General features: G+C 43.4%; 14 protein-coding genes and 1 riboswitch. Of the genes, 11 read left to right on the forward strand and 3 right to left on the reverse strand.

Annotated elements, in window-relative coordinates:
• Positions 1–23 precede the first annotated feature (23 nt).
• Together ilvA and A391_RS0113100 are read left to right on the forward strand one after the other, a co-directional pair.
• Complete coding sequence (gene ilvA, locus A391_RS0113095; protein WP_019899841.1) at positions 24–1,535, forward strand: threonine ammonia-lyase, biosynthetic; 1,512 nt, start codon at positions 24–26, stop codon at positions 1,533–1,535.
• Between the two features lie 211 nt (positions 1,536–1,746).
• Positions 1,747–2,862 (forward strand): beta-propeller fold lactonase family protein, encoded by a 1,116-nt coding sequence (locus A391_RS0113100; RefSeq protein ID WP_019899842.1) that lies wholly within the window; start codon positions 1,747–1,749, stop codon positions 2,860–2,862.
• A gap of 83 nt (positions 2,863–2,945) precedes the next feature.
• On the opposite strand, the gene A391_RS0113105 is transcribed toward A391_RS0113100, so the two are convergent.
• The gene (locus tag A391_RS0113105) at positions 2,946–3,404 is read right to left on the reverse strand and encodes an EVE domain-containing protein (protein ID WP_019899843.1); all 459 of its coding nucleotides are present in this window, start codon (positions 3,402–3,404) and stop codon (positions 2,946–2,948) included.
• Positions 3,405–3,471: 67 nt separating this feature from the next.
• Between A391_RS0113105 and A391_RS0113110 the strand changes: the two genes are divergently transcribed.
• A complete protein-coding gene (locus tag A391_RS0113110) occupies positions 3,472–3,843 on the forward strand; it encodes a DUF2237 family protein (RefSeq protein ID WP_019899844.1) in 372 nt (123 codons plus the stop codon).
• 357 nt (positions 3,844–4,200) lie between these two features.
• Here A391_RS0113110 and A391_RS0113115 read toward each other — a convergent pair whose 3' ends face one another.
• Positions 4,201–4,491: a cell division protein ZapA gene (locus A391_RS0113115; RefSeq protein WP_019899845.1), complete on the reverse strand. Its 291-nt coding sequence runs from the start codon at positions 4,489–4,491 to the stop codon at positions 4,201–4,203.
• Between the two features lie 34 nt (positions 4,492–4,525).
• A complete protein-coding gene (locus A391_RS0113120; RefSeq protein ID WP_019899846.1) occupies positions 4,526–4,714 on the reverse strand; it encodes a hypothetical protein in 189 nt (62 codons plus the stop codon).
• 123 nt (positions 4,715–4,837) lie between these two features.
• Positions 4,838–5,090, forward strand: a riboswitch (cobalamin riboswitch).
• A 145-nt stretch (positions 5,091–5,235) separates the two neighbouring features.
• Here A391_RS0113120 and A391_RS0113125 point away from each other — a divergent pair.
• The 8 genes from A391_RS0113125 (at position 5,236) to A391_RS0113160 (ending at position 11,942) form a co-directional block, all read left to right on the forward strand.
• Complete coding sequence (locus A391_RS0113125; RefSeq protein ID WP_019899847.1) at positions 5,236–7,146, forward strand: TonB-dependent receptor domain-containing protein; 1,911 nt, start codon at positions 5,236–5,238, stop codon at positions 7,144–7,146.
• Between the two features lie 89 nt (positions 7,147–7,235).
• Entirely contained in the window at positions 7,236–7,832 is a 597-nt protein-coding gene (locus tag A391_RS0113130) for a hypothetical protein (RefSeq protein WP_232416179.1), read from the forward strand.
• A 5-nt stretch (positions 7,833–7,837) separates the two neighbouring features.
• The gene (gene cobO / locus A391_RS0113135; RefSeq protein ID WP_019899848.1) at positions 7,838–8,443 is read left to right on the forward strand and encodes a cob(I)yrinic acid a,c-diamide adenosyltransferase; all 606 of its coding nucleotides are present in this window, start codon (positions 7,838–7,840) and stop codon (positions 8,441–8,443) included.
• A gap of 9 nt (positions 8,444–8,452) precedes the next feature.
• Positions 8,453–9,709: a cobyrinate a,c-diamide synthase gene (locus A391_RS0113140; protein ID WP_019899849.1), complete on the forward strand. Its 1,257-nt coding sequence runs from the start codon at positions 8,453–8,455 to the stop codon at positions 9,707–9,709.
• Positions 9,709–10,374, forward strand: a complete 666-nt coding sequence (gene bluB / locus A391_RS0113145; protein WP_019899850.1) for a 5,6-dimethylbenzimidazole synthase — start codon at positions 9,709–9,711, stop codon at positions 10,372–10,374. Before A391_RS0113140 ends, bluB begins: the two co-directional genes overlap by 1 nt.
• On the forward strand, positions 10,371–11,183 hold the full coding sequence (locus tag A391_RS0113150; RefSeq protein WP_019899851.1) for a cobalamin-binding protein: 813 nt from the start codon (positions 10,371–10,373) through the stop codon (positions 11,181–11,183). The genes bluB and A391_RS0113150 overlap by 4 nt, the downstream gene beginning before the upstream one ends.
• Position 11,184: 1 nt before the next feature.
• Positions 11,185–11,712, forward strand: coding sequence for a bifunctional adenosylcobinamide kinase/adenosylcobinamide-phosphate guanylyltransferase (gene cobU, locus A391_RS0113155; RefSeq protein ID WP_019899852.1), 528 nt, complete (start codon positions 11,185–11,187; stop codon positions 11,710–11,712).
• A 17-nt stretch (positions 11,713–11,729) separates the two neighbouring features.
• Positions 11,730–11,942, forward strand: coding sequence for an RNA-binding S4 domain-containing protein (locus tag A391_RS0113160; protein WP_019899853.1), 213 nt, complete (start codon positions 11,730–11,732; stop codon positions 11,940–11,942).
• The last annotated feature ends 102 nt before the right edge of the window (positions 11,943–12,044 follow it).

The following is a 12,044-nucleotide window of genomic DNA, read 5'->3' on the forward strand; positions in this document are numbered from 1 at the left end:
TACTTACTAATACAAAATAACGCATGCCTACTAACTATCTAGAAAAAATCAGAAACTCTCGCGTTTACGACGTGGCTAAAAACACGCCATTGGACTTTCAGCCAAACTTATCTGCACGTATTCACAACCGCGTACTACTCAAACGTGAGGATATGCAGCCGGTGTTTTCCTTTAAGCTTCGTGGCGCCTACAACAAAATGGCAAATCTGCCAAAAACAGCACTAGACTCTGGCGTGATTGCTGCCAGTGCAGGAAACCATGCACAAGGGGTAGCACTATCAGCGCAAAAGCTAGGTTGCCGCGCTGTAATTGTGATGCCTACAACTACGCCACTCATTAAGATTAATGCTGTAAAAAGCCGCGGCGCTGAAGTAGTGTTGTTTGGTGACAGCTATTCAGATGCCTATGTACACGCACTAGAGTTAGAAAAGTCTGAAAACCTGACATTCGTGCACCCTTATGATGACCCTGATGTGATTGCTGGTCAGGGCACGATTGCGATGGAGATTTTAGATGCTCACCCAGAACCAATCGAAGCAATTTTTTGCTGTGTGGGTGGAGGAGGTTTATTAGCTGGTATTGCAGCCTATGTCAAAGCGGTTCGTCCAGAGATTAAGATCATCGGCGTGGAAGCGCGTGATGCGGAAGCGATGACCGAATCCTTACATAAAGGTCACCGCGTCATGCTGGATCAAGTCGGCTTATTTGCTGACGGCGCAGCAGTCAAACAAGTGGGTGAACATACATTTGCGCTTTGCCAACAATATGTTGATGAAATGATTGTGGTTGATAACGACGCTATTTGCGCAGCTATTAAAGATGTGTTTGAAGATACACGCAGCATTTTAGAGCCAGCTGGTGCGCTAGCTACGGCCGGACTCAAAGCCTATGCCGCACGAGAAAAACTGGAAGGTAAAACACTCATTGGCATTGCTTCTGGTGCCAATATGAACTTTGACCGCCTACGCTTTATTGCTGAGCGTGCTGAACTGGGTGAAAAACGTGAGGCAGTACTAGCTGTGACCATTCCTGAAAAGCCAGGTGCATTTAAAGCTTTTTGTCATTTACTTGGTAACCGCAATATTACAGAGTTTAACTATCGCTACTCTGACCAGAAAGAAGCACACATTTTTGTTGGTGTGGCAGTAAACGATCCGACAGAATCAGCGCAACTAGTAAAAGACTTAGAAGCAAAAGGCCTTCCCGCGCTTGATTTGTCAGAAAATGAAGTAGCTAAGTTACACTTACGTCACTTAGTTGGTGGCCATGCCCCTCAAGCAGAAAACGAAGTTGTGTTCAGATTCGAGTTTCCTGAAAAACCTGGCGCACTCATGAAGTTTTTAGACACCATGGGGCACGATTGGAACATTAGTCTGTTTCATTACCGCAACCATGGAGCAGATTTTGGTCGTGTATTAGTCGGAATGCAGGTACCGCCAAATGAACTATCTGAGTTTTCTGATTTCCTAAATAATCTAGGCTATCCGTACTGGGATGAAACGCAAAACCCTGCTTACAAATTGTTTTTAGGCTAATTACGCTATCAATACCATAGCAAGGAAAATTGGTTATTATCAGCCAGAACTGTTGGCTGATAATAACCAATTCGTTACTTCTCAGCATTTAACCTTTTGTTTTTAATTGATTATACTTATTAGTATAGTTCTTGCTTGCTTTATACAATTAAGGTCTTACTTAATAAAAAGACCCACATGTCATTGTCAGAAATCAATTTGGAGAGAGCGTATGAAATTTACACCTACATTTAGCAAAACGCGCATTAGTTTGGTTCTAGTATCGCTAATCGCAGGAATTAATGGTTGTAGCAAAGAACCAGCAACCGAAACACAAGCCATTACAGAGGAAAAATCTCCTGCTAGTAGCGTTGCCTATGTAACACGTCAAGACGCAGGTGTGAGTGTGATTGACCTTGCCACCATGCAAGTGATTAAAGAATTTGATGTGAAAGCGGTATCTCCACGCGGCCTCGGTGTGACTGATGATGGGAAAAAACTGATTGTAGCAACACGAGAAAATGAAAGCATTTCAGTGATTGATACGGCCACAGGTGAAGTTTTACAACAAATTGCCGTGGGTAAAAATCCTGAGTTTGTTCGCATCAGCGGCAACTATGCATTCATTTCATCCGAACCCAGTGCAGTGGGTGGCCCACCACCAAAACCAGGTGAGAAACCAGCTGAGGAAGAGGATGACGACGAGGACGCAGAACCTGCAAGAATTGCGGTCGTAGATCTAGCGCAAGGCAAAAAAATCCGCGATATCGTTGGTGGCCCAGAAACTGAAGGGATTGAGTTTTCAGCTGACGGAAAAAATCTTGTGATCACCAATGAAGCTGACAACACGGTTACTGTGCATAACATTGAAGATGGTAGCTTGGTTAAAACCATTCACACGCATGAGCACGGTGACCGCCCACGCGGTATCAAAGTATCACCTGATGGTAACACTTACCTCGCAACATTAGAGTACGGCAACAAATTCATGGTACTAGATAAAGACTTTAATTTTGTGCGGACTGTTGATACAGGCGAGACTCCTTACGGGATTGCATACGATACAAAAGGAGAACGTATTTTTGTCGCCACCAACAAACAAAAAGCATTACAAGTCTTTGACGCAAAAACTTACGAAAAATTAAAAGATATTCCAACTGGCAATCGTTGCTGGCACTTTACTTTTACACCCGACGATAAACAAATCTTGTTAGCTTGCGGTAAATCGGATGCCGTTTTCGTGATTGATGCGGAGAAGCTGGAAGTGACTAAACAGATTGAGGTAAAAGATATGCCTTGGGGCATCGTGACTTATCCAAAATCAATGGGTAGCCTCGATAAAAAATAAAGATGGCAATTACGTTGCTAACTAGCTTAGTGACGTAAAAAAAATATTACTCCAGAAAAGCTCCTATTACGATAGGAGCTTTTTTATTTAAGCTTATCGATAATAAAAGCCCAGTCTCTTGGGTCTACAGGTGTAATTGATAAACGATTACCACGCTGTAAAATACGCAAATTTTCTAACTCTGGTATATCTCGCATTTCTTTCAAACTTAACAAGCGCGTCTTACGCACCAACTTCACATCCACATTAAACCAACGTGGGGTCTCTGGTGTGGCTTTGGGATCAAAGTACTTATGGCCTTCTATAAACTGCAAGCGATCAGGGTAAGCCTGTGTGGCAACTTCCGCAATCCCAGCGATACCTGGCTCATCACAATTTGAGTGATAAAACAAAACACCATCCCCTACCTGCATCTGGTCGCGCATAAAATTACGCGCCTGATAATTGCGCACACCGTACCAATCTACGGTTTGATTCTCGAAGCCAGCTAGATCGTCAATTGAAACATCAGATGGCTCGGACTTCATTAACCAATATCGCATTACGTTTTCCTGTTAAAAATGATTGACTATGATAATCTATATCCAATCCAATTTAATAAATCTTATGATGACAAAACCACAACAAAAAAACGTAATTGGTACCGCATTACAAACTTGTAGCTTGGATCCAATCACAGGCTTCACACGCTCAGGCTGCTGCGAAACGGGCATTGACGACCTTGGTAGCCACACCGTATGTGCACAAATGACTGAAGAGTTCTTAGCATTTTCAGTATCCAGGGGGAATGACTTAAGCACTCCACGCCCTGAATATGGCTTTGTGGGCCTAACAGCTGGGGACCGCTGGTGTTTATGTGCAAGCCGCTGGCTGGAAGCATCAGAGGCTGGATTTGCACCACCGGTGATTCTAGAGGCTTGTCACGAAAAATGCTTGGAGATTGTTAGCCTAGCGGATTTGAAATATCACGCATTAAGATAATATGGAATGAAGTGCGGCCAGACTACATTCACCCATAAGGATGATGGGAGTTCTCCACGGACATAGCCTAAGCCAGCATCCTGAACCAAAAAGGCTCAAGTGGTAACAGCCTAGAGTGCATTAGGTACACCCGCCACAAGTGCTCTAAGAGCACCCATTAGGGCGCGCACACAACAACTCGAATGACTAAAACCGATGCTATAAACTAGTTCAAGGAATTATTAGCCTAAACCACGCCGCAGAGAACAAACTGTATAACCTGACGTTTTATACTTAACGATAAAACGATTGAATTGATTCTACTCTACTTACAAAAAAATTCTATTACCAATTTAAATATATTATTTTTATATATTGTTACTTGTCACAAGCTTGATCGATTTGATCTTGCATCATTAAGATTCTACGTTTGATATCACCTATATTCACTTCGCCGCTTTTACTATTGAGCAACTCATACGATAAGTTAAGTGCGGTCATAATAGCAATACGCTCTACTCCAATGACCTTACCGCTATCTCGGATATCACGCATTTTCTTATCTAAATAATTAACCGCATTAAGTAACCCTGGACGCTCCTCATCCGTACACGATACGGTAAAGTCACGTCCCATGATATTGACATCAACGCCTTTAATTTCACTCATTAGCTTTTACTCAACAATCATCATTTATTGAAACTCAAGGCAGGGTTTGCATTAATGCTTCGATGCGCTCACTAGCTTTTGCCATATTTGCTTTTAGCAATGCTGTGTCAGATTCCATCGCACCGAGATCAAGGCGTAGACGCGCATTTTCATCACGCAACTCGTTATAGCGTGCAATCAATTGCAACAGTTTTTGTTCCAGTGCGGTTAAGTCTGCGTCCATACACTCACTATAATTGAAAAAAATGATTGTAGTCAATAGTTAACAGTGATTTTTAAAAGTATTACAACACATTAAGAAAAAATTTATTATCCATAATTAACTTTATGGAATTTTTAGGCGCTATAATTGTCGCTGTTGATAGGTGCCAAGTTTGTGATTAAACAAACGAGGTGAAACTGGGAAATAGGTGCGTTGACGCTTTAATTAATTAAAGCAAACAATGCCTATGCTGCCCCCGCAACGGTAAGTGAGCATGATTTTTAATCATATTGTTTTGCAATAAACCACTGAACAGCGCTATTTAGTAGCACAGTTTGGGAAGGTGTAAAACATAGCACTCACAAGCCCGGAGACCGGCCTCGCAACAATTAGTTGGGAATACCGCGGGGTGACGGTTTATCAGAACGTACTGCATAGGCCAATCACCTTGATGCAGTTGCCTTTCGTTTCGATGCTTAAACTCCACAGTACTTCCTTTTTCACAGTTGCATGCGGGGTCGCATGTCACAAAAGGAAATCGAATGAATAAGAAAGTCATCGCAGGGCTGATCAGCCTTGCATTTCATCACTCTATATCTGCTACAGAAAACATCAACTTAGACGAAGTTGTTGTGACCGCATCTAGAACATCTCAAGCCCGTGAAAATGTCATTGGCGACGTCACCGTGATTGACCGCCAAGAAATTGAGCGTATGGGTGCAGGTTCTGTGACTGACTTATTGCGCATGCAGCCAGGTGTGCAGATCAACACAAACGGCGGCGCTGGCACAGAGAGCAGTATTTATTTGCGCGGCACAAACGACCAGCATGTTGTGTTATTGGTGGACGGCTTACGCATCAACTCTGCCACATCCGGTACCACTGCATATCAAAATATTCCATTAGCTCTAATTGATAGAATAGAAATTCTACGCGGACCAGCTTCTAGCCTTTATGGGGCAGATGCTATTGGCGGCGTGATTCAAATATTTACACGTAAAAATCTATCTGAAAAGCCATTAATCAATGCTGCTGTAGGAATGGGTTCTTATAATACTAAAACAGCCGAGTTTGGTATTAATGGCGGATTTAATGCACTTAAATACGGCTTGAATATCAGCAGCATGGATACTGACAGCTTTTCTGCCAAACGCATTCGTATAGGTGAGGATGATGACAATGACGGCTATCACAATTTAAGCACTTCTGGTTTTGTAGAGCTTGACTTAAAAGAAGGGCACTCTCTTGGACTACAGTATTTTGGGAGCAAAGGTCGAAGTCACTTCGATAGTGGTTATAACAACTATGGTAACCAAACTCTGCAAAGCTATGCTTTTACCAGCAAAAATCAGTTTACTGATATCTGGCATAGCACATTCAAATTAGGGATGGGTATAGATGATTCTGATAGCCATGCATTACCTGATACTAGAAACATAGTATCAGGTAATCTTAACATTAATCTTAACTTGACAGGCGCAAGCACATTTCGTAGCGAACAAAAACAGCTATCTTGGCAAAATGATTTTAAACTGCCGTTAGGGACACTAACTCTCGTTTATGACCACCTAAAACAAGATGCAAATAGTAACTCTGGGCCAAGACTAAAGTTTCAGAAAGAACGTAGCAATGATAGCTTTTTAGCAAGCTATCTATTAGATCGCTACAACCATTCGGTCCAAGCCTCTTTGCGTGAGGATCACAACACTCAATTTGGTAATTATACTACTGGCGGATTAGGCTACGGCTATCGTATAACTCCTAACTGGCGTATCACAACCAGTTACGGAAAAGCGTTTAAGGCACCATCGCTAAACCAACTTTACCGCCCAGGATTTGGTGAACCTACCTTAACACCAGAAAAGTCAGACAATACTGAAGCCGGCCTTAGATATTCAGGTGGGCAATGGAATGCTGGTTTAACTATATTTGAAAATAAAATTCGTAATTTAATTGCGAATGCGGGTCCTGCAACAGCAGGCTGCACTCTTAACAACTTCTGCCCCATAAACGTTGATAAAGTTGAGATACAAGGAGCAACCGTTGATGCAAGCGTTAATATAACTGACAATCTTTCATTAAGCGGAAACTTCACAACACAATCACCTAGAGATGATAGCAGTAATCAATTGCTCACACGTAGAGGTAACCGTTATGGCTCTTTGACTGTATTGCATAGCTTTAGTGATTTCCAATGGGGAGCTGAACTAACAGGGGCATCTACACGTTACAACGATGCAGCCAATCAAATATCTATGAGTGGTTATACTCTAGTAAATTTAACAGCAAATTATCGCATCTCACCAGAGTGGAAACTTGAAATACGAGCGAACAATATTCTGGATAAAAATTATGTGCTCAGCACCACTAAAACTACCCAGCGTCCAAACAACCCAGACTACAACACCGCTGGAAGTAACTTGTTTGTAGGTTTGCGCTATACCATGCAGTAGTCGTTGCAACTAACCTTGGGCGAGTGAAAACTCGCCCAAGAAAAACGCATTTACGCTAAAATCGTGTTCTATTTAACCATATTTTTAAAATGACTCAACCGGAGGCTGCACCTATCATGCTAACACTTTCTAAAACACAACAAATTATCATAGGTGTTGCACTTGCTACGCTTGTTATTGTGACACGCGGTCATCACTTTGCTTCCATTAATAGCCTGCCTAGCGCCTCTTACGCCGTATTCTTTCTTGCTGGTTTATATCTAAGCCCAGTTTTAGCATTTGCAGCTTTATTAGCCCTGTGTGCTGGCTTAGATTTTTATTCAATTACATTTCAGGGCGTTAGCAACTTCTGCGTAACACCCGCTTATGGCTTTTTATTACCAGCTTACGGTGTGATGTGGCTTGCTGGTCGTTGGTTTGCGAAACATTATAGCTTTAGCATTAAAGCTATTTTGCCACTTATCGGTAGCATCACTGTTGCTGGAGCAATCAGCGAGCTATTCTCTAGCGGTGGCTTTTACTTCTTTGGTGGCCGCTACCCTGACCCAACCATCACTGAATTTGGTGCTCGCTTAGCTAAATATGCACCACACCAATTTGAAAACATTGGCTTCTGGTTAGCAGTGGCAGCGGTTGTACATATTGCATTTGTATTGGCGAGCGGTGTGAATCGCGCAAAAGCCTAATTTAGATGTCATCTGATGATAAAAACACGCGCCATACAACACGTATGGTGCGTAAAAAAGCAGTGATTGATGCTGCGATTGAACAAGCAAACCAAGAAAAAGGCTTGTTATTAGTACTCACAGGCAACGGTAAAGGCAAAAGCTCATCTGCATTTGGCATGATGGCACGCGCATTAGGCTACGGAATGAAAGTTGGCGTGGCTCAGTTTATCAAGGGGCGCAGTGATACTGGTGAAGAAGCCTTTTTTCGCAGTCAAGCCAACGTAGAGTGGCATGTGTTGGGTGAAGGTTTCACTTGGAACACACAAGACCGAGAACGCGATACACAAACTGCACAAGCAGGATGGGCAATTGCACAACGCATGTTGCGCGACCCCGACATTAAACTGGTGATTCTAGACGAACTCACCTACACCATAAAATATGGTTATCTTGATCTCACACAAATATTGGCTGACATTGCTGGACGACCAGCCATGCAACATGTAGTGGTAACAGGGCGAGGTGCGCCAGCAGCGCTCACCGAAATGGCCGATACCGTGAGCGAAATTATGGATGTCAAACATGCATGGCGTGCTGGTATTAAAGCCCAGCCAGGGATTGACCTTTAAAGAACTGCTATGACAACTTGCAAAGCCATACTTATTTCTGCCCCAGCATCTGGGCAAGGAAAAACCTTTATTACTGCCGCGCTTGCACGTGCATGGCGCAACCAAGGACTACGCGTTCAAGCATTTAAGTGTGGCCCAGACTTTCTGGACCCCATGATTTTAGAAGTGGCTACTGGCCGCCCCGTTTACAACTTGGACTTCACCATGTGTGGTGAAAGTGATGGCGAGGCGCAACTGTATCGTGCAGCACAACATGCTGATTTGATTATTGTTGAGGGCGTGATGGGCTTGTATGATGGCACACCATCAAGCGCAGACATTGCAGTACGCTTCAACTTACCAGTATTGCTAACAGTAGATGCTAGCGGCATGGCGCAAACTTTTGGTGCTGTCGCCAAAGGACTTCTATCGCATTACCCAAACTTAATACCAGCTGGTGTATTAGCAAATAAGGTTGGGAGTGTTGGCCATGGCAAGTTGCTACACGACTCATTACCTAGCCATCTCAATTGGTTTGGCGCACTACAAAAGAACGAAGCACTAAGCTTGCCTGAACGACATCTTGGCTTATTTCGCGCAAGTGAGATGAGCGATTTAGAGCAAAAAATTGAAGAAGCTGCCAATGCATTGAAGCAAGATTTGCCACTACCGCCAGCTGTCACTTTTAATACACCAACGACACTGACACCACCTAAACTCCTAGATGGAAAAACAATCGCTATTGCTAAAGATGAAGCGTTCTGTTTTATTTACCAAGCTAATGTAGACTGCTTAATAGAGATGGGGGCAAAGCTTGAGTTTTTCTCACCACTCCATGATAAATCACTGCCTGAAGCAGATGCCTACTGGCTTCCTGGAGGCTATCCAGAGCTTCACTTACAAGAAATCAGCACAAACATCGCAATGAAAAATGCGCTGAAAACAGCATTTGATGCAAACAAACCAATACTCGCAGAATGCGGCGGTATGATGACTCTGTCCACATGCTTAAACAATGAGCCTTGCTTTGACCTACTACCAGGGGTGAGCAAGATAGAAGACCAGTTACAAGGGCTGGGCTCATTAAAGGCCGAGTTATTTAATGGAGAGCTTGGCGCACACACTTTTCATTACGGTAGCTTTAATACAGAACTACCGCCTATTGCAACTGCCAAAACACGTTTTGGTAAAGTTGAAAACATTTACCAACATGGTTCAATCCGCGCTAGTTTCCTACATTTCTATTTTGCATCCAACCCTACAACTGCTGCGGAATTATTTTTATAATGGAAAACCACCGTTATTCAGACGAAGAAGTTGCTGCGGTTTATCGCGTGATTGCAGAACGCCGCGATATGCGGCACTTTCTGCCCACGCCAGTTGCGCCAGAGATATTAACTAGCGTTTTACAAGCGGCTCATCAGGCCCCCAGTGTCGGCCTAATGCAACCTTGGCGCTTTATACGCATCACCGATATCAACACACGCAAAGCGATACATCAGCTAGTGGATGAAGAGCGCATTAAAACCGCTCATGCCATTGGCGAGTATGAAAACACCACACGCATGGCTGAGTTTTTACGCTTAAAAGTTGAGGGAGTCTTAGAGTGTGGTGAGCTATTAGTCGCCACCCTATGTGACAACCGCGAAGGTCAAATTTTTGGGCGTAGAACCATTCCCGAGATGGACATTGCATCAGTAAGTTGCGCAATACAGAACATGTGGCTTGCCGCTCGTGCTGAAGGCTTGGGCATGGGCTGGGTTTCAATTTTCGACCCTATTAAATTAGGCTCACTACTACAAATACCTGCTGATGCAAAACCAATTGCCGTATTGTGCTTAGGCCATGTAAATACCTTCTACAAAGAGCCAATGCTGATAGAAACGGGCTGGAAACAAGCGAAACCACTATCAGAAATGGTGATGGAAAATCATTGGAAGAATACAAAATGAGGTATCCACAACGCATTGTGTGCCTCACGACCGAACCTACAGAAGTGCTGTATTTATTAGGTGAACAAGATCGCATTGTTGGCATTTCCGGCTTTACCACCCGCCCAGCGATTGCGCGTAAGGAAAAACCAAAAATCGCTGCGTTTACCAGCGCTAAGATTGATAAAATATTAGCGCTCAACCCTGATTTAGTGATTGGATTCTCAAATCTGCAAGCAGATATTGCAGCATCATTGATTCGCGCAGGGGTAGAAGTGCACATCTTTAACCAGCGGTCTATTGCACAAATGCTTAGCATGGTGGCTACCGTTGGTAGCTTAGTAGGCGCGTCTGATAAAGCTGCCAAGCTGATTGAATCGCTTGAGTTCACAATTCAGCAAGCACGAGACACGGCATCACAGTTATCCGCAAAACCCATTGTATATTTTGAAGAATGGAACGAACCCATCATTTGCAGTATAAAATGGGCTTCAGAGCTGATTGAAATGGCTGGCGGCAAAGACTGCTTTCCAGAACTATCGCAATTTCACAGTGCAAAAGATAGAACTATACAAGCGAGCCAAGTCATCGAACGTCAACCCGACATCATCATCGGCTCATGGTGCGGCAAGAAATTTCAGCCTGAGCAGGTAATTAACAGAGATGGATGGAATACCATCCCTGCCGTAAAAAATGGCTTTATATTTGAAATTAAATCTGCCGACATTTTACAACCAGGCCCATCGCTCATTACCTATGGCCTCAAACAGGTTCAGTCGATTATTCAGCAATGGGCATCCGCTCAAACACATTCCAAACTTGGAAACTAACATGTCTACACATCTTATTTTAGGCGGCGCACGCTCAGGAAAAAGCGCATTTGCAGAGCAATTAGCCTCAGCATCTGGCTTACCCGTCACTTACATTGCAACAGCACAAGTGTACGATGCTGAATTTGGGGAGCGTGTTGAACACCACAAAACACGTCGGCCTGCCCATTGGGCAACACTAGAGCAATCTTTTAATTTAGCAGAAGCATTACAAACACACGCTAAAGCTGGCACCTGCGTTATTGTAGATTGCCTCACACTATGGCTGGCGCAATGTATTTGCCCAGACTGTGAACGACCAGAGAACTTAGACTGGCAACATGAGCGTAGCAGTTTGTTAGAAATCTTACCCAAGCTTGAAGGTACAATCTTGCTAGTAAGCAACGAGGTGGGCATGGGCATTGTGCCATTAGGTGAAATTAACCGACAATTTCAAGACGAACAAGGTCGCCTCAACCAAGCAGTTGCTCAGTGCGTTAATAAAGTCAGCTTTATTGCAGCAGGACTACCTCTTACTCTTAAAGGGTAACTATTTAAAGGGTCAATATGGAAACAACAACATTCGAACTACAAGGTGAGTTTATCGAACTTTGTAACCTATTAAAACTTGCAGGCATCGCCAATAGTGGCGGCCAAGGCAAGCTTATGGTCAGCGATGGGATCGTACAAGTAGATGGCAATATCGAGACACGCAGAACAGCAAAAATACGCCCAGGCCAAGTAGTTGAGTGCTTGGGGCAAACCATTAAAGTATTATAAATAAAACGTTTACTCACAAGCCACCCTGAAAGAGGCTAAGGTGCGCTTGCCATGATGAAAAATATAGCGTTTAATCCAATCTGAACAAGCTTAAATGAAAAA

This window comes from Methylotenera mobilis 13, from assembly GCF_000384255.1.
In the GTDB taxonomy this organism is placed as follows: Bacteria; Pseudomonadota; Gammaproteobacteria; order Burkholderiales; family Methylophilaceae; genus Methylotenera; species Methylotenera mobilis_B.